The organism is Clostridium sp. 1001271B_151109_B4 (assembly GCF_015670405.1).
Classification (GTDB): domain Bacteria; phylum Bacillota; class Clostridia; order Clostridiales; family Clostridiaceae; genus Clostridium.
The window spans coordinates 95,548-115,353 of record NZ_JADPBQ010000011.1 but is presented as its reverse complement, the minus strand read 5'-3'; the positions used below and the strand labels follow the sequence as shown (position 1 = coordinate 115,353).

Here is a 19,806-nt window from a genome sequence, read left to right as displayed (position 1 = left end):
GATACTAAAATGATTAAAATTACTTTAAAAGATGGATCTATTAAAGAAGTTGAAAATGGATCATCAGTTTTAGATGTTGCTAAAGCAATTAGTGAAGGTTTAGCAAGAGTTGCTCAATGTGGAATAGTTAATGGAAATGTTGTTGACTTAAGAACAGTTTTAAATGAAGATTGCGAATTAGAAATTTGCACTTTTGACTCTCAAGAAGGAAAAGATGCTGTAAGACATACTGTTTCTCATGTACTTGCTGCTGCAGTTAAAAGATTATTCCCAGAAGCTAAAATTGCTATAGGACCTGCAATTGCTAATGGTTTCTACTATGATTTTGATGTAGAAAAAGCTTTTACAGCTGAAGACTTAGATAAAATAGAAGCTGAAATGAAAAAAATAATTAAGGAAAATCCTTCAATAGAAAGATTCGAACTTCCAAGAGACGAAGCTTTAGAACTTATGAAAGATGAACCTTATAAAGTTGAATTAATAAATGACCTTCCAGAAGATGAAATCATATCATTCTATAAAATTGGTGATTTTACAGACCTTTGCGCTGGGCCGCACGTAATGTCAATAAAAAACATTAAAGCTATTAAGCTTATAAGAAGTGCTGGTGCTTACTGGAAAGGTGACGAAAAGAATAAAATGCTTTCTAGAATTTACGGAACTGCATTCTTAAAGAAGGCTGATTTAGATGCTCATTTAGAAGCTTTAGAAGAAGCTAAGAAGAGAGATCATAATAAATTAGGTAGAGAACTTGGAATATTCACTACTGATGAAAAAGTAGGTCAAGGTCTTCCATTATTCATGCCTAAGGGAGCTAAATTATTCCAAACTCTTCAAAGATGGATTGAAGATGAAGAAGAAAAGAGAGGCTATGTTTTAACTAAGACTCCATTTATGTCTAAGAATGATTTATTTGTAGCTTCTGGACACTGGAGCCATTATAAAGATGGTATGTTCGTATTAGGTGATGAAGAAAAAGATGCTGAAGTTATGGCTTTAAGACCAATGACTTGCCCATTCCAATTCACAGTTTATAACGCAGAACAACATAGTTACAGAGATCTTCCAATAAGATATGCTGAAACTTCTACTCTATTTAGAAAAGAAGCTTCAGGAGAAATGCATGGTCTTACTAGAGTTAGACAATTCACTTTATCTGAAGGTCATATAATCTGTACTCCAGAACAATTAGAAGACGAATTTAAAGAAGTTGTTGATTTAATAAACTATGTTATGGAAACTTTAGGAATATCTGAAGATATTTCTTACAGATTCTCTAAGTGGGATCCAACAAATACTGAAAAGTATATAAATAACCCTGAAGCTTGGGAAGCTACTCAAAATCAAATGAGAACTATATTAGATCATCTTGGAATTGATTATGTTGAAGCTGAAGGTGAAGCTGCATTCTACGGACCAAAACTTGATATTCAATCTAAAAATGTTCATGGAAAAGAAGATACAATAATTACTGTTCAAATTGACTTTGCTTTAGGTGAAAGACTTGGTATGACTTACATCGATAAAGATGGTGAAAAGAAAGTACCATTCGTTATTCATAGATCTTCAATTGGATGTTATGAAAGAACTATCGCTACTTTAATTGAAAAGTATGCTGGAGCTTTCCCAACATGGATGTCACCTGTTCAAGCTAAAGTTCTTCCACTTTCTGATAAGTATGCTGACTATGCTGATGATGTAGTTAGAACTTTAAGAAAAAATGGTGTTAGAGTTGAAGTTGACCACAGAACTGAAAAAATTGGTTATAAAATCAGAGAAGCTAGACTTGAAAGAGTTCCTTATATCCTAGTTGTTGGTGAAAAAGAAGCTGCTAACAACGAAGTGTCTGTAAGAAGCAGAAAGAATGATGATGAAGGTGCAATGGCTTTAGATGCTTTTGTTTCTAGAATTACTACTGAAATAGCTAATAAAGAAAGATAATTTTATTTAAACATGGTAAGCAAATTAGTTTACCATGTTTTTTTAATGAATTTATATTATAAACAACATAAAAATCGTGAAATATATGTATATTAATGATATACTTTTTAATAAATTTTTGAAAGGAATTGAGAATCTTGAGTTTTTATGAACAAGACAATATTGAATTAAATAAGGAAGAAATTGAAGGCTGTAGACATAAATCTGAAAAGAAATGGTATGGGATATTACTATTTATTAATTTTGCTATAATAATCACAGTTATAGCACTTTGTATTATAAATATACATAACTATAATACATTACCTGATACATTAAAAGAATCATTTTCAGACCCTTCTTCATATGCAAATGTAGTAATATCTCCTACTTCTGCTTTAAGTAGTTTTCCAACCGAACTGCAAATACTACTAGCAGGTATTGTAACAATAATTGCTTTTCCTTTTGGAGTAAATCTTTATTATGCTAAATACAGGTCAAGGGCTATAAAAATTACTGAAAATAACTTCCCAGAAGTTTATTATAATATAGCTAAATATTCTCATAAATTAGGTCTAAAAAGGGTTCCTGAAGCCTTTTTAATCCAACAAAATGGTGTTATGAATGCTTTTTCTGCTTTTATAATTCGTAAACAATACATTGAAATTGATAGCGATTTATTTGAAATTGCTTATAGAGAATATAACGACTTAGAATCTATTAATTTTATAATAGCTCATGAATTAGCTCATATTAAATATAAGCATGCTACTTTTTATTATAATTTATTTATACTGTTTTCAACTGTACTACCTATTATAGGTAGCACTGCTTCAAGAGCTAGAGAATATAGTTGTGATAGATTAGCTCAAAAAGTTACAGGGAATTCTGGCGTTGAGGCTATGTTTTCCTTATTTGCAGGTAAGCACCTTTACAAAAAAATTGATGTTTATGACTATATTAATAACAGTGCTGATATTCGTGGCTTTTTTGTGTGGTGCAATAACTTAATGAGTAGCCACCCAATATTGCCAAAAAGGATCAGAGCCTTAATAAAAGGTGAAGGAAGTGGAGACCTTTATTGATAATATGTAAAATGAAAAATAGTTAATGTAATCTGCACATTACATTAACTATTTTCATTTTCACACAACTTATTTAAATTCAACAGTGGCTTATAAATAACATAAGATATAATTTTTAGAGAAAATTTTATTCCTTAAAGGAAAGATGATACTAGCTAGTTTTTAGAATAATACTCTACAACTAAAACTTCATTAATTTCTATTGGAACCTCTGTTCTTTCAGGATATCTTTGTAAAACTCCCGAGAAATTAGCTTCATCTTTACTTAAATATGGTAAAACATTAAGAATATTTGATTCAAAATTTTCTTTAAACATGACATTCTTTTGAGACTTTTCTCTTAATTTTATTTCATCTCCAACAGAAACATTGAATGATGGAATATCAACCTTTTTACCATTAACTAAAAAATGACCATGTACAACCATTTGTCTTGCCTGTCTTATTGAATTTGCAAATCCTAATCTATAAACTAAATTATCTAATCTGCATTCTAATAAATTAATTAAAGCATGCCCTGTTAATTCTCTTGATTTAGATGCTTTTTCAAAGTAATTAGCAAATTGCTTTTCCATAATCCCATAATAAGCTCTTAATCTTTGTTTTTCTAATAATTGAGTACCATAGTCAGAAAGCTTTTTATCATTTCTTGCTGTGCCTTTAGTAGCTCTATTCATTGCTTTTGGGTGTCCACAAACATTTAAGCCTAATCGTCTGCACTGCTTAAACCTTGGGCCCATCATCTTTGCCATATAATCATCTCCTTAAATTATTTCTAAGCCTAAATACAATATATCATACATTTACCTCTTTGTAAATGATAATAATTATCATTATCATTTCATTTTCTGCCTATCTTTTTTTCAATAATAAAAAAATATAAAATATTTAATTGCAATAAAAATAGCGATAAGAAATTAAGATTACAAATTTAGACTAACTGAATAAATTCAATTTTAAATCTCTCAACAAAATTTTGTCATAAACTTGTTACTTACCACTTATCACTATCTATACTACTACTTATAAATTTTATCGTAATTAATTTAAGCTACTATTAACTTTTTAGCCGCTTCATAATAAATTTCATCTTCTATTTCTTCAATAAATTTTTCAACGTATGCTTCTGAAGTACATTCAATAAAAATTGCAACCTCATCATCAATAGACTTATCAATAACTTTTATATTATTAAAAGCTTCTCTACATCTATTTATTACTTCTTCTTTATCCAAAGCCTTTACTCTTAATATACAATTGCAAGTTTTACTAGCAAATTTTATTACATTTGCCTCTTCTTTATTGAAGCTATCAACTTTGGTAAATCTATTATTTATAATATCATTTAAATCACTATAAACAGCACTTCCTGTGGGAAGTTTACCTGCTCCCTTACCAACAAATAATAGTTCTCCTATTTCATCTCCATTTAAAATAACCGCATTTACCTCATTATTAATTTGAGCTAATATACTTTCATTATCTACTAATATAGGCTTTACTGAAGTATAAACTCCACCTTTACACTTAAAGGCTTCTGCTATAAGCTTAATTTTACAGTTTAATTTATTAGCATATTTAAAATCATTTGTATCTATATTAGTAATCCCCTCTATTGATATATCATTCCACTTAAACTTTTTATCAAATGCTAAACTTGATAATATTGCAAGCTTTCTTGCTGAGTCATATCCCATAACATCTGATTCTGGATTAGCTTCTGCAAAACCAAGCTGTTGTGCTTCACTTAAAGCCTCTTCATAGGATAAATTGCCCCCATCCATCTTAGTTAATATAAAATTTGTAGTTCCATTTAATATTGCTTTTATACTACTAATTCCATTACCATAAAGGCTTTCAGTTAATGGCTTTATTATTGGTATACCTCCTGCTACAGCTGCTTCAAATTTTAATGAGACATTATTGTCTTTTGCCAATTGGAAAAGTTCATCTCCAAAAGTAGCTATTAGATCTTTGTTAGCTGTAACAACATGCTTTCCTAAAGCTAATGCTCTTTTTACATAATCATAAGCAGGATGCAACCCACCAATTACTTCTATTACAACATCGCTTTTAATAGAAAAGAACTCCTCTACATCAGTAGTTATAACCTCATTATGACTTGAGTTATAATGTTTTTCTTTATTTCTAACTAATATACTAGTTATTAGTATCTTGCCTTCCCTGTTGTATTCTCTATTCTTATCTATTAATTCAATAAGCCCACTGCCTACTACTCCATATCCCATAATAGCTACTTTAGTCATTACTATTCCTCCAATCAAATACCTATATAGCTTTTAATGCTTCACTAATATCATTAATTAAATCTTTAGAATCTTCTATCCCCACAGAAAGTCTTAATAAATCTGGTGTAACTCCACTCGCTAACAATTCCTCTTCGTTTAATTGACTATGACTTGTAGTTGCTGGATGTAATAAACAACTTCTTGTATCTCCTAAAGTTACTGCTAAGGCAATTACATTTAATCTCCTACTAAATTCTTTAGCATTATCAATTCCACCCTTAACTCCAAATGTTAAAAGACCACTAGCTCCACCTTTAAGGTATTTCTTTGCTAAATCATAATATTTACTTCCTTCAAGTAATGGATAGTTAACCCATGAAACCTTTTCTTGAGTAGTTAACCACTGAGCTATTTCTAAAGCATTTTTTGAATGTCTTTCCATTCTTAAATGTAAAGTTTCTAATCCTAAGTTAGTTAAGTAAGCATTAAATGGACTCATACAAGCTCCTAAATCTCTTAATAAAGTTACTCTAAGCTTTACTATATATGCAGCTTGTCCAAAGCTTTCAACATACTTAAGTCCATGATAACTTGGATCTGGTGTTGTAAAGTCATTAAACTTACCATTAGTCCAATCAAAGTTTCCTCCATCTACTACTATTCCACCAATTGTTTGAGCATGTCCTTCTGAATACTTTGTTGTTGAATGTACAACTATATTTGCACCATGTTCAAATGGATTGCAATGATATGGTGTTGCTACCGTATTATCTATTATAAGTGGCACTTGAATTTTTTTAGCAACTGAAGAAAACTTATCAAAGTCTAAAATATTTAATCCTGGATTTCCTATTGTTTCACCATATATAGCCTTTGTATTTTCTTTTGCTAGTGATAATATTTCTTCTTCAGATGCATCTGGTTCAACAAAACTAACTTCTATTCCTAAATTCTTTAAATGAACATTAAATAAATTAACTGTTCCTCCATATAAAGATGTTACTGAAATAATATGATCTCCTGCTTTACAAAGGTTTAAAACTGCATAAAGTATTGCTGATTGTCCTGAAGCTGTTGCTACTGCTCCAACTCCCCCTTCTAATTTTGCATATTTATCCTCTAGCGCCCCAACTGTTGGATTAGAAATTCTACTGTATAAGTGTCCTTCTGATTTTAAAGCAAATAAAGCTTCTAGTGTATCTGGATCATCATATTTGTAAGTTGCACTTTGATAAATTGGTAACACTCTTGTCTCACCTGACTTTGGTGAATACCCCCCATGAATTCCTATTGTTCCTTTTCCTAAATTATTTGACATAAATAAAGCCCCCTTTTTTATAATTAGGAGTTAGTAGTTTCTAGTTAGTAATTAACTTCAACTCTAATCCTATATTCATTTAAGTTTTGATACTTATTAATCTTTTATTAATTATTAATGGAAAAATATTAACCTTTTTCTTAATTGTTATAAATTCAACTTTATAATTTTTATACAAAAAAAACTACTTCTTATTATCCTTATAGATAATGAGAAATAGCATAAAACTCTATTTTACTAATATATACTCTCATTTCTCAGGTTAAACCTGCAGGATTTAGCACCAACGTACATCAGCAAAATTTATAAATATAAGTCACAGTTAATTTATATAACTTGTCACTTACAACTTGTCACTGATAACAGGTTGCTAGGTTTCTCAGGGCCAGTCCCTCCACCGTTCTTAATAAAAGATTTTTATTTACTTGTTATCTTTATTATACACATATGGAATATTTTTTCAATGATTTTTATAATTTTTTACATTTTTATAAACTCTTTATTTGATATTACCCCATCTGCCTTTATATCATGTTCCTCACACTGTATTTTATCAATAATCTGCAAATCATATGCCAATGCAATTTTAGGACATTTAATATTTTTTCTAGAAATATATTTATCATAATATCCTCCACCATAGCCAATCCTATTTCCAAATTTATCAAAAGCTACTCCTGGCATAATTATTAAATCAAATTCTTCTCCAATTTTATCTTCTTCCATAGTTTTAGGTTCAAGTATTCCCCACTTATCTACACCCATGTTATCTAAACTGTTAATTTTCATAGCTACCATTTCCCTTTTACTTTTATCGGTTTTTGGTACATAAATTTCTTTATTATCACTTAATGCATATTTTATAAATTCCTTAGTATCAACTTCCGAACCAAAACTTATATAAGTAAATATTTTATTGGCATTCTTATAAGTATCACTATTAATCAACCTTTTAAAGATTATACTATCATATTCTTTTTTTAAAACTACTTCTATATCATTTCTTGTCTTCAATATTTCTTTTCTTATATAATTCTTATCCATGAGTCTCACGCTCCCCAAATTACTTTCTATCCATCTGTATCTTGCTTTTTATACATCTCTATATTAAGTGACATTCTTATTTATCATTATACTCTAACCCTACTACATATTTTATTAGTTAATTTTTATATTTTAATATAATCAAAAAAGGTTGTAGTTTAAACTACAACCTATAATAATCTAAAATTATCTTCTATTTTGTTCTTTTTTAGCTCTTCTACAAGATACACATCTTGTTGGCTCGTTATCGAATCCTTTTTCTTTGTAGAATTCTTGTTCTCCTACTGAAAATACGAATTCACTTCCACAATCTCTACATACTAATGTTTTATCTGTCATAAATATTCCTCCTAAAATTAAAGATTCTAAATTGATATAATAATCTCTAATTTTCGAGAAACTATTTACCTAAATGAAACTTTTTTTGTTAGCAACTTTGCTACTCTCTTATAATAACATAGTATTTATTAAATTGCAACCTTTTTTAATCATTTTTTATAAATAATTAAAATTCATACAATATTTTACACAGTATTGTTATCTAAACACCCTTAATTAATATTATATCCCTTAATATTGAAGCAGCAGCATTCATGGTTCCAGAAGCTCCTCCAATTATACTTATATCCCCTAAAGTATCTGTTTTATAATATATTCCCTTATTTTTATAATCAACACAATATAATGGATGGTTTTCATCAATTTCTATTGGTTTCACATAAGCCTTAACTAAATTATCTTTTTTATATACTTTACCAATTAACTTTATCTTATTTCCCTTTCTTTTAACCTTTTTTATATCATCTATTCTAACTTCTTCAATGCCATTAACTTTTAAATCTTCTAGTTTTAAATCTGAATTCATAAGTACATTTGATAAAATAATTATTTTACTTGCTGTATCATACCCTAAAACATCTAAACTAGGATTGGCTTCTGCTATCCCATCTTTTTGTGCTTCTAATAAAGCTTCTTTATAGTCTATATTATCATTAGCCATTTTACTTAATATATAATTAGTTGTACCATTTAATATACCTTCAATACTTTGAATTTCACTACCTGCAATATCATATATTCCTCCATTAATTGAAGGTAATGCTCCACCTGTTGTACATCCAACCTTAAGCTCCACATTATTACTATCAGATAAAACTTTTAAATTTTTATAATCTAATAAAATAGGACCTTTATTCCCTGTAACAACATTTATATTATTTTTTAATGATTTTCTAATATGAGTAAGCCCTGGTTCACCAGTTTCTATATTAGTTGAAGTTAACTCTACCAAAGTATCTATATCATTATTATCAATAATATCATTAATATTCAAATTATCTTTCCACTCATTGTGACATGTAATACTTATATTTTCACCAATAAATTTTAATATCTGACTTAAATTTATTCCAGAAGGATTGTATATTCCTCCATTGCTTTTTATTATGTATTTTACTTTTATTTTCAAATTGTATTTTTGCAATAAATAACTTTCTTTATCTATTAACAATTTTATTAGTGCTTGTCCTACTCTTCCAAATCCAATTAACCCAATATTCATAGTATTCACCCCCAATTTTATATTATAAAAGCACTTATCTATTTAAAGATAAATGCTAATTATTTCATCACTCATTTTATTTAAAATCGTTATTTATTATATAATTAATAGCTTCTTTACTTCTCTCTTTTAAACTTAATATCTTAAATAAGTAAATCATTAACACTAAACCTAATATAGGAAGTAATACAAATAAAATGTTTGTCCATAACTGTGAAGTTGGATAATAAACAAAATTAACTAAGAAGTTATTAGCAAAATGCATTATCATACATAAATATATTGATCTTGTATAATAATATACAGTTCCTATTATTAACCCTAATAAAAATGCATTAATTCCTTGTGGAAAATTCAGATGCGCTATTCCAAATATTAATGCTGAATAAACAATAGCTTTTTTTCCACTATATCTATTAATTAATCCATTTAATATAATTCCCCTATACAATAGTTCCTCAAAAAAAGGTGCCATTACACAAGATTCTATCATCAATATAACCATCGGAATTGAATTTAAATAATCAATAACATATTCATATGTATTACCCGTTGGAAAGAAATATAAAATATAATCAAACCATCCATAAGTTAATAAAATATATGAAACTATTAGTAGCGGAACTAATACCCAATCTCTTTTTCTCAACTTAAAACCAGTATTTATATTATTTACTTTATTGTTTTTATTGTTTAGAAAAATAATTAATATTAATATTGCACCAAACTCATATGCTGCAGATAATGCTGTCGATATCCACATCCAAAATCCACTATATGTTGCAACTCCTAAACTATTTAATATAATATAAAAAATATCCGTAGGTTTATTTAAAAATAAAGTTATTATATCAAATAAAATTGTTATTCCTATAGCCTGCCAAAAGTTTAATGGACTTAAATTTATTTTGCTACTATTTAATTCCCTTATATAATTAATCTTCATTAAAATTAATCCTTTTCTTTTTAATTGATTTATATATCTATTTTATTTTAAAAACCAATTAATGTAAACAAGATTGCATAAAAAAGCTAGCTTATTTAATAAATATATTCTTAATCCTAAATAATATATTTATAGCTAGCCTTACATTATTTATCTATTTATTAATCTTTGATACAAAAGTTGAACATTCTGTTTGTATTTCAGATAAAGCATAATCTCCACCAATTGTTATATTTGATGCCTCACATTTATTATCTTTGTTATATTCACAATTTATAGCTTCGCAAGTTACATCTAACATTGTATTAGCTGATTTAACACTATTAGTAAGTTCACCAGTTTTTCTTCTAAAGTCTTCACAACTTGTAAAATTGGCTGTAATAGTATTTTTACCTGCAATTTTAATACTTTCTTTGCTACACAAGTTTTGTGAATTATATATACATGTAGTAACATTACATGATAAATTATTCATTCTTATACCTCCTCTTTAGTACATAATTCTCTATATATTATTGTTATAAGCTTACTTTTTTATACTTTCATGAAGTAATTATCTAACTTTTTCTATAAGTTACTTTATTTTTTACTTATATTCGATTAAAATTATTAGTAATAGTTAAAATATATGTTATAAATGTTATTTACTTAGGACATAATTATTCTTTATAGAATAATTTTAAATTCCTTTAAGAATATTTTTAACTTAAATAATTAAGCGTTAATAGGAGAGGTAAAATATGTCAAGTGAAATTAATTCTTCTAATTTTATAAGAAACATAATAATTGACGATTTAGAAAACGGAAAACATAAGGAAATAATTACACGTTTCCCACCTGAACCAAATGGATACCTACATATAGGTCATGCAAAATCTATTCTTTTAAACTTTGGATTAGCTGAAGAATTCCATGGTAAAACACATCTTAGATTCGATGATACTAACCCTGTAAAAGAAGATACAGAATATGTTCAATCAATTAAAGAAGATGTAGAATGGCTTGGTGGAAAATGGGATGAACTTTACTTTGCATCAAATTACTTTGATGAAATGTATAACAGAGCTGTTTTATTAATAAAGAAAGGCTTAGCTTATGTTTGTGATTTAACACCAGAAGAAGCTAAAGAATATAGAGGTACTTTAACTGAACCTGGTAAAGAAAGCCCTTATAGAAACAGAACTGTTGAAGAAAATCTAGATTTATTCGAGAGAATGAAGAATGGAGAATTTGCTGATGGAGAAAAAGTTTTAAGAGCAAAAATTGATATGACTTCTCCAAATATGAACATGAGAGATCCTATTATTTATAGAATTGCTCATGCACATCATCATAATACAGGTGATAAATGGTGCATATATCCAATGTATGACTTTGCACATCCATTAGAAGATGCTATAGAAAATGTAACTCATTCTATTTGTACTTTAGAATTTGAAGACCATAGACCTCTATATGATTGGGTTGTAAGAGAATGTGAAATGGATTGCCAACCTAGACAAATTGAATTTGCTAGATTAAATATGACTAATACTGTTATGAGTAAGAGAAAACTTAAGCAATTAGTTGATGAAGGTGTTGTTGATGGATGGGATGATCCAAGAATGCCTACTATTTCTGGTTTAAGACGAAGAGGTTGTACACCAGAAGCTCTAAAGAATTTCTGTTCAGCAATTGGTGTTGCTAAAGCAAACTCTACAGTAGATTCTCAAATGCTTGATTATTTTGTAAGAGAAGATTTACAAATGAAGGCTCCTAATGCCATGGCAGTTTTAAGACCTTTAAAATTAGTTATTACTAACTATCCAGAAGGGCAAACTGAAATGCTTGAAGTTAGCAATAATGCTAAAGATGAATCTTTTGGTAAAAGACTTGTTCCATTCTCAAGAGAGTTATATGTAGAACAAGAAGACTTCATGGAAGTTCCTATAAAGAAATACTTTAGATTATTCCCTGGTAATGAAGTTAGATTAATGGGTGCTTATTTTGTTAAGTGTAATGAAGTTATCAAAGATGAAAATGGTAATGTTACTGAAATTCACTGTACTTATGATCCTGAAACTAAAAGTGGTTCTGGATTTACAGGAAGAAAAGTTAAAGGAACTATTCACTGGGTAGATGCAAACAACTGCGTACCTGCTGAATTTAGATTATATGAACCATTAATCTTAGATGATGTTCCTGAAAATGAAGGTAAGAATTTCTTAGAACAAATAAATCCAAACTCTATAGAAATTTTACAAGGATTTATTGAGCCAACAGCTGCTAAGGATGCTAAACCTCAAGATAAGTTCCAATTAGTTAGAAATGGATTCTTTAATGTTGATACTAAGTATACAACTGCTGATAAATTAGTATTTAACAGAATTGTATCTTTAAAATCTTCATTTAAATTAAAATAAAAAGAAAAATAAGAGAAAGGCATTTGCCTTTCTCTTATTTTAATTAGGTATAGTGAGTGTTTTTGAGGTTTCATACACAGTAATACTTTTAATCGGATTTACACTGAACTGCCACTTATATAATCATTTCTCTATAATTTTTCTTTCGGTGCAAAAACTATAGACATCAGTTAAATTGTTTAAGATTTAATTATTTTTAATCTTCATCCCATCAATTTTTCTCCAACACTCTTATCAATATTATTTTGTTCCATATTATTAATTTAATACTAGAATTTATTTCTATAAATTGATTTTAAATTATGACCACTGATTATTGGTTGCAGTTTTTTCTTTTTTTTCGCATGTGCAATCCTTATAATTTTCTACTTTTACACCAGCTGGTGATGCCCATTGATTATTTACTGCAGATTTTGGTGCTCCACTATTGCATCCACATCCGCAACTTGATTCACAACTACTTTTTTCTTTTGTATGACATCCACACTTTGAATGTTTATCCATAACATTTACCTCCAGTGTACTTTTGAATTTAGCCCTGATACAGCCAAGTCTTAACTTAGTTCTACCACCGCTACATTAATAGTTTGTACTTTTTATCATCTTTGATACCTTGTATTAATTGTGCTTGTTACTATAATAAGTCCTTTTTTCCTGTAATATAATTTTATGTATCTAGTTCTCCATTTTAAATTTTTTTAACATTTTTATAACTATAAAAAAATAAAAACCCCTAATTATAAGGAGTTTTTATAACTCAAATATTTTTATTGCATTGAATTTTGATTAGCATTTTGTTGTGCTTTTTTATAAGCTTCTATGTTTGAATCGATTTGAGCACTACTCATTCCTTGTTGAGAGTTTGCACTATTTTGCATATTGCTTTGTTGTTGAGCACTGCTATTCATACTTTGTTGAGTATTACTTTGCATATTACCCTGTTGTTGATTATTAATATTTTGTTTGTTCATGTTTGAATTATTATTCATAAAATTACCTCCATTTCTATTTTCGATACTATTTTATGAAGTTTACCTTATATAATACATGGCAAATATTACTTTAAATAATATATGATTTATAATTATTAATTAATATAGCTAAACATCAACATATTTTAAAATTTTATATTATCTTATAGCTCTAAAAATTTATTAAATCTTTCTTTAACCTTATCTTCACCAATAATTTGCATTATAGTATAAAGGTCTGGAGTATTTGTTCTATGTGATAATGCACTTCTTACTGCACCTGCAACATCAGAGATCATCCCTTTATATTGCTCTGGATTAGCTTTATATTCTTTTCTATTTGCACAGTACCCAAGTTCTGCTCCAATTACTTTTAAATCTTCAAACCAATTTTCTTGGCTTCCAGCATTGAAGTTAAACTTCTTAGCATATTCTTCAATTACAGCTTTAGCATTTTCTAATGATAAAGTCTTTGGTAATTCAACTTGATCTGCTGTTTCATTATAGAATAATTCATCAAAGAAATAGAAAATCTTTTCTTTAACTTCATCCCATTTAGCAAAATCTTTTCTTGGCTTTGGACCTTCTTTATCTATGTTGAATATTTCCTTAGACATAGCTTCATTTGAAGTTACTAAGTTATACATTTCTTCATCATATTGTTTAGCCCATGCTGTATATTGTTCATATACTTTGTTTGCTGGCATTCTAGCAATAACATCTTTAGAAACGTCATTTAACTTAACTAAATCAAATAATGCTCCACTCTTGCTCATTTTTTCTAAAGCAACATAGAATTCATGGTAATCAGCAGTAGGATTTTCTGCTCTCCATTCTTCATAGCTTGAGTTTACTATATTTAATAAGTATTCAATAACACAAACTACTGGATATCCAACTTCGTTATAGTAAGATACAGCTGCTTCAGCATCTTTTCTCTTAGAAAGTTTTCTCTTAGATCCACCTTCTTGCTTCATTATTGTTGGAATATGAGCATAGTTTGGTCTTTCAAAGCCTAATACTTCAAATAATTGAACATGTATTGGAAGAGATGATAACCATTCTTCTCCTCTTATTACATCTGTAGTTCTCATTAAATAATCATCAATTGCATGTGCAAAATGATAAGTTGGAAGTCCATCTCCTTTTATTAAAACAACATCTTGATTGTTTTCTGGGAAAGATATATCTCCTTTTATTAAGTCATGGAATTCTACTCTATTTTCAATGTTTCCTGGTGATTTTAATCTTAAGATATAAGTTTCACCATTATTTATTCTTTCAATAGCTTCTTCTTCAGTAATATTTCTGTATTTAGCATATTCTCCATAGTATCCAGGAGTTATCTTATTAGCAATTTGTTCTTCTCTTAATGCTGCTAACTCTTCTGGAGTGCAGAAATCAGGGTATGCTAATCCTTTTAATAATAAGTCCTTGGCAAAAGTTCTATATATTTCTGCTCTTTCACTTTGTCTATATGGACCATATTCACCTTTTGAAGTTTCTTGACCAGTCATTCCTTCACTGAAGTCCATTCCAAAATTGTGCATAGTTGCAATTGTATCTTCTATAGCACCTTCAACTTCTCTTTTTTGGTCAGTATCTTCTATTCTTAAATAGAAAACACCTTCACTTTGACTTGCTAATCTTTCATTTATTAATGCAGCAAAAACTCCACCTATATGTTGGAATCCTGTTGGTGATGGTGCATATCTAGTTACTCTAGCACCTTCTTTTAAATTTCTCTTTGGGTATTTTGCTATATAATATTCTCTATCATGTTCTACATTTGGGAATATCATTTCAGCTAACTTTTCAAATGCCATATTACTTTTCTCCTTTTAATCTTATTTATTTTTTACAAAATAAAAAGTCTTTCATCCTAAACTTTTAGGACGAAAGACTGTATTTCCGCGTTACCACCTAAATTGGTTAATATAAATTAACCCACTCAAATACTTATTTAATTTTATTGCTCCTAGGTTTCCTTCAATAGTTTTAAATTTTAGGCTTACACCACTTCCTAAATCGCTTTAAATTAAAGTTCTATTTACTGCTCCTAATCAACACAATTATATTAACTATTATTTTCAAATTACAGATTAATTATACAGATTACAATTATTATTGTAAAGTATTTATACTAAAGTGAATATATAAAAATAAATTGAAGCTGAATTATCTTCTACCTATAATTCAGCTTCAATTTTATAAATAAAAATTTTTATCTTACTGCAAAATATATTATAAATAAAAATGCTAATACATACATAACTGGATGTACCTTTTTAGCTTTTCCTTTAAATATCATAAGTACTACATATGATAAAAAACCACATGCTATACCCTCACCAATGCTATATGTTAAAGGCATTAATATTATAGTTAAAAATGATGAAATTGAAACTTCTGGCTTATCCCATTCAATTTCTTTAAGATTACTACACATTAATGAACCAACTATAATAAGTGCTGGTGCAGTTACTGCTGAAGTAATTACTGTAAGTAATGGTGAGAAGAATAATGAAACTAAGAATAATAATCCAACTACTACACTTGAAAATCCTGTTTTTGCTCCTACTGCAACCCCTGATAAGGATTCAACATAAGATGTAGTATTAGTTGTTCCAAATACTGATCCTATACAAGTTGCAACTGAATCTGCAAGTAAGGCTTTAGATCCGCCTTCAACTGAACCATCTTTTTTAAGTAATCCAACCTTTGAACCAACTGCAACTAACGTTCCTGCAGTATCAAAGAAATCCATAAATAAGAAAGTAAATATAACTAAAATCATTTGTGGATTAAAAATATTTCCTAAATTTTTAATCGCCACTCCAAAAGTTGGAGCAATTGATGGTGGCATTGATATTATTGAAGTTGGTAAATTAATTAATCCAAATATCATTCCAACAACTACTGTTGCTACCATTCCAATAAATATTGCTATATTAGATCCTCTAACCATTAATATTGCCATTACAATAAGGCCAAATATTGAAAGTAAAACTGTTGGATTTGTTAAATCCCCAAGGCCTACAAATGTTGCTTCATTTGCTACAACTATTCCTGCATTTTTTAAACCAATAAAAGCTATAAATAATCCAATACCTGCACTTACAGCAAACTTTAAATTAGTTGGTATTGCCTTAATAACTAATTCTCTTAAACCTGTTGCTGATATTATTAAGAAAATAATTCCTGATGCAAGTACACCTGATAAAGCTGTTTGCCATGGAATATCCATTCCTATACATACACTATATGTAAAAAATGCATTTAATCCAATCCCAGGTGCTAGTCCCATTGGAAATTTTGCAAATATACCCATAATCAAAGTACCAATTGCTGCTGCTAATGCTGTTGCAACAAAGACACTTTTTTCTGGCATTTCTGCATCTGCTAAAACACTAGGAATTAAAAAAAGCGCATATGCCATTGTTAAAAATGTAGTTATTCCTGCTATCGTTTCTGTCTTTAAATTTGTTCTTTTTCCTTGAAAATTAAAATAATTCGATATGAAATTCATCATTTGTTATTCCCTCCATGCATATTTTTAGTAACCGTTCTATTTATCGCATGCTAAGGATATTTGAAGTGTAAGTATATTTTTTATGATTGTATATAAAATTTCTTAAAAATACTCTTTATTTAAGAAATATCGTAGTCAAGTCATTTATGGTGACTTGGTAGATACGGTTGGACCTTATTACCAACTTTATACGATAAACACGATTACTTTTTATCATAAGAATAATATTAATATAAAAACAATAAATTGTCCATAAATACAACCAAATTCCATAATTTTCTCACTTTTTTAAACATTAATGTTCGTATTTTTATAGATTATACATTAAAATAGATCTATAAAATACCAATATAGGATAATATAGATCTATAAAAAATAAATTTCAAATCTTATTATTTTTATCTAATTTAGATTTTAATTCCAGTAATTATAACGCAAATAAATAACTCTATATTTGCAAATGTCATTAATGTACAAATTTAATCTATACTTTACATCATTACCACCGATATCATTGATATTACACAAAGCGCTATATATAAAATCATTCCTACATTCAAATAAATAGTTTTTGTAACCCTACCCTTTTCCAATTTTATTTCACCTTCTGATAAATGTATATTCTTTCTATTAATAATTAATAAAACTATTCCTATAATAGTAATTGCTATTAAAATAAATCCCGCAACTCCTATTAGTGCTATATTACTACCATCTCCAACTATGGCTGGCATAATTACGCTTCCAACAATATTAATTGCTATATGTAATATTATTGAATATTTTATAGTACCAGTCTTTAATGTTACATATGCAAATATAACTCCTAATCCAACGGCATAAAAAAACTGTGAAAAATTTGCATGAAATAATCCAAATAAAACTGCTGTTGTAACTATAGCTACTTTATCACCATACATTCTTATCTTATTAAGCATTATACCTCTAAATAGCATTTCCTCAACAATTGGAGATAATATACCAACAAAGATTAAACTCCAAATCCAATTACTCGCTCCTACTACATTCGCTATTGGATTTATTATCTCACCTCCCTTTATTGAAGCAATTAACATCATTAAAAGCGTAGTTAAAAAATTAACCACATATAATATTGCATAAGACATAAAAAATAATAAAATTATTTTTCCTACACTTAAGCTTTTACTTTCCCTTTTTTCACCATCAGGAAGTTTCTTAACCATCACATAAAATATAGGAAAACCTATAAGATAAAAACTAATTGCAATAGCTACATAATTTATCCAAGGTTGTTGCAATAATGACGGATTAATTAAATTAATAACTGAATAATAAATCACTTGTATAACATTTACTACTATCATACAAACAAAAGTGGCTAGTCCAATTTTGGCAAATACTTTCTTATCATCTACTCTAGTTTTTAATTCCATTTTCTCTCCTCCAATCAATAATTAAATATAATTTAAAAACCAAAACATCATTATTAAATTTTAATATTAATACTATAATTTTACATGTCATTGTTTTAGATCTTATGGTTTTTGTGAATTTATACAAAAATAAGGAATTACAACTCTACTATGAACTGTAATTCCTTTTCCTACATTTATTTAATCAAAAAAGCTATAATTTATTAATCTAAGTTCTTAGTATCGATCCAAGACATCATTTCTCTTAATTCTTTACCAACTTTTTCGATTTGATGTTCTGATTCCATTCTTCTCATAGCATTAAATTGTGGTCTTCCAACTTGGTTTTCCATTAACCAATTTCTTGCAAAAGTACCATCTTGGATTTCAGTTAAAACCTTCTTCATTTCTTTTTTAGTTTCATCAGTAACTATTCTATTACCAATCATGTAATCACCATATTCAGCTGTATCAGATATAGAATATCTCATTGCTGCCATACCACCTTGGTATATTAAATCAACAATAAGCTTCATTTCATGTAAACATTCAAAGTAAGCATTTTCTGGAGCATATCCACCTTCTACTAAAGTTTCAAATCCAGCTTTAATAAGTGCTGTAACACCTCCACAAAGAACTGCTTGTTCACCAAATAAATCTGTTTCAGTTTCATCTTTGAATGTAGTTTCTAATACACCAGCTCTAGCTCCACCAATTCCATTAGCATAAGCTAATGCAAATTCTTTAGCTTTTCCTGTGTAATCTTGTTGAACTGCTATTAAACAAGGAACTCCTGATCCTTGAGTATAAGTTCTTCTTACCATATGTCCTGGTCCCTTTGGCGCAACCATAAATACATCAACATTTGCTGGAGGAACTATTTGTCCATAATGAATATTAAATCCATGAGCAAATACTAAAGCATTTCCTTCTTCTAAATATGGAGCTATTTCTTCTTTATATAATTTAGCTTGCTTTTCATCTGGTACTAAAATCATAACAACATCAGCAGATTTAACAGCATTTGCAACTGTAGCAACTTCTAATCCTGCTTCTTTAACTTTATTCCATGATTTACTCCCTTCATATAATCCAACAACTACATCAATTCCACTTTCATGAAGATTTAATGCGTGAGCATGTCCTTGGCTACCATAACCGATAACTGCAACCTTCTTTCCTTTTAATAAACCTAAATTTGTGTCCTTTTCATAAAACATCTTTGCCATTTTTTATACCCCCGACTTATTTATTTTTTATTTATAAAAATTCACTATCAAATTTTTATGATAGAAATTTAAACTAACTTTTTATCATTAACTAATACATAAAAAGTGAAAAATATTTAATTATACTTATTACCTATTAATTTTTATCTATTACT

The 19,806-nt window shown here is 28.3% G+C and carries 17 protein-coding genes, 2 riboswitches and 1 other annotated feature; of the genes, 3 read left to right on the top strand and 14 right to left on the bottom strand.

The features are described 5' to 3' along the window. The first annotated feature begins 9 nt into the window (after positions 1-9). Both thrS and I4V63_RS09495 read left to right on the top strand, forming a co-directional pair. Positions 10-1,941, top strand: a complete 1,932-nt coding sequence (gene thrS, locus I4V63_RS09500) for a threonine--tRNA ligase (protein WP_196001030.1) — start codon at positions 10-12, stop codon at positions 1,939-1,941. A gap of 137 nt (positions 1,942-2,078) precedes the next feature. After that, a complete protein-coding gene (locus tag I4V63_RS09495) occupies positions 2,079-3,005 on the top strand; it encodes a M48 family metallopeptidase (RefSeq protein WP_196001029.1) in 927 nt (308 codons plus the stop codon). 155 nt (positions 3,006-3,160) lie between these two features. Here the strand turns inward: I4V63_RS09495 and rpsD are convergent, their stop codons facing one another. The 8 genes from rpsD to I4V63_RS09455 form a co-directional block, all read right to left on the bottom strand. After that, complete coding sequence (rpsD, locus tag I4V63_RS09490; RefSeq protein WP_196001028.1) at positions 3,161-3,757, bottom strand: 30S ribosomal protein S4; 597 nt, start codon at positions 3,755-3,757, stop codon at positions 3,161-3,163. 294 nt (positions 3,758-4,051) lie between these two features. Continuing rightward, positions 4,052-5,272: a homoserine dehydrogenase gene (locus I4V63_RS09485; RefSeq protein ID WP_196001027.1), complete on the bottom strand. Its 1,221-nt coding sequence runs from the start codon at positions 5,270-5,272 to the stop codon at positions 4,052-4,054. A gap of 22 nt (positions 5,273-5,294) precedes the next feature. Continuing rightward, positions 5,295-6,572, bottom strand: coding sequence for an O-acetylhomoserine aminocarboxypropyltransferase/cysteine synthase family protein (locus I4V63_RS09480; protein WP_196001026.1), 1,278 nt, complete (start codon positions 6,570-6,572; stop codon positions 5,295-5,297). A 247-nt stretch (positions 6,573-6,819) separates the two neighbouring features. Next, positions 6,820-6,985, bottom strand: a riboswitch (SAM riboswitch). Positions 6,986-7,052: 67 nt separating this feature from the next. After that, positions 7,053-7,616: a 5-formyltetrahydrofolate cyclo-ligase gene (locus I4V63_RS09475; protein ID WP_196001025.1), complete on the bottom strand. Its 564-nt coding sequence runs from the start codon at positions 7,614-7,616 to the stop codon at positions 7,053-7,055. A gap of 186 nt (positions 7,617-7,802) precedes the next feature. After that, positions 7,803-7,955 carry a zinc-ribbon domain-containing protein gene (locus tag I4V63_RS09470; protein ID WP_196000097.1) on the bottom strand — a complete coding sequence of 51 codons (153 nt, stop codon included), beginning with the start codon at positions 7,953-7,955 and terminating at the stop codon, positions 7,803-7,805. 202 nt (positions 7,956-8,157) lie between these two features. After that, positions 8,158-9,177, bottom strand: a complete 1,020-nt coding sequence (locus tag I4V63_RS09465) for a homoserine dehydrogenase (protein WP_196001024.1) — start codon at positions 9,175-9,177, stop codon at positions 8,158-8,160. Between the two features lie 76 nt (positions 9,178-9,253). After that, entirely contained in the window at positions 9,254-10,123 is an 870-nt protein-coding gene (locus I4V63_RS09460) for a type II CAAX endopeptidase family protein (protein ID WP_196001023.1), read from the bottom strand. A gap of 154 nt (positions 10,124-10,277) precedes the next feature. Beyond that, a complete protein-coding gene (locus I4V63_RS09455; protein WP_196001022.1) occupies positions 10,278-10,598 on the bottom strand; it encodes a DUF1540 domain-containing protein in 321 nt (106 codons plus the stop codon). 265 nt (positions 10,599-10,863) lie between these two features. Between I4V63_RS09455 and I4V63_RS09450 the strand changes: the two genes are divergently transcribed. After that, positions 10,864-12,525, top strand: coding sequence for a glutamine--tRNA ligase/YqeY domain fusion protein (locus I4V63_RS09450; RefSeq protein WP_196001021.1), 1,662 nt, complete (start codon positions 10,864-10,866; stop codon positions 12,523-12,525). A 300-nt stretch (positions 12,526-12,825) separates the two neighbouring features. On the opposite strand, the gene I4V63_RS09445 is transcribed toward I4V63_RS09450, so the two are convergent. The 6 genes from I4V63_RS09445 to ilvC all read right to left on the bottom strand — a co-directional run bounded on the left by I4V63_RS09445 (position 12,826) and on the right by ilvC (position 19,651). Next, entirely contained in the window at positions 12,826-13,029 is a 204-nt protein-coding gene (locus I4V63_RS09445) for a hypothetical protein (RefSeq protein ID WP_196001020.1), read from the bottom strand. 263 nt (positions 13,030-13,292) lie between these two features. Beyond that, on the bottom strand, positions 13,293-13,514 hold the full coding sequence (locus I4V63_RS09440; RefSeq protein ID WP_196001019.1) for a hypothetical protein: 222 nt from the start codon (positions 13,512-13,514) through the stop codon (positions 13,293-13,295). A gap of 146 nt (positions 13,515-13,660) precedes the next feature. After that, entirely contained in the window at positions 13,661-15,322 is a 1,662-nt protein-coding gene (gene gltX / locus I4V63_RS09435) for a glutamate--tRNA ligase (RefSeq protein ID WP_196001018.1), read from the bottom strand. A gap of 62 nt (positions 15,323-15,384) precedes the next feature. Further along, positions 15,385-15,572, bottom strand: a binding site (T-box leader). A gap of 148 nt (positions 15,573-15,720) precedes the next feature. Next, positions 15,721-17,028, bottom strand: a complete 1,308-nt coding sequence (locus I4V63_RS09430; protein WP_196001017.1) for an NCS2 family permease — start codon at positions 17,026-17,028, stop codon at positions 15,721-15,723. A 112-nt stretch (positions 17,029-17,140) separates the two neighbouring features. Beyond that, positions 17,141-17,242: riboswitch (purine riboswitch) on the bottom strand. A gap of 277 nt (positions 17,243-17,519) precedes the next feature. After that, complete coding sequence (locus I4V63_RS09425) at positions 17,520-18,443, bottom strand: type II CAAX endopeptidase family protein (RefSeq protein WP_196001016.1); 924 nt, start codon at positions 18,441-18,443, stop codon at positions 17,520-17,522. A 203-nt stretch (positions 18,444-18,646) separates the two neighbouring features. After that, the gene (gene ilvC, locus I4V63_RS09420) at positions 18,647-19,651 is read right to left on the bottom strand and encodes a ketol-acid reductoisomerase (protein WP_196001015.1); all 1,005 of its coding nucleotides are present in this window, start codon (positions 19,649-19,651) and stop codon (positions 18,647-18,649) included. Positions 19,652-19,806: the final 155 nt, after the last annotated feature.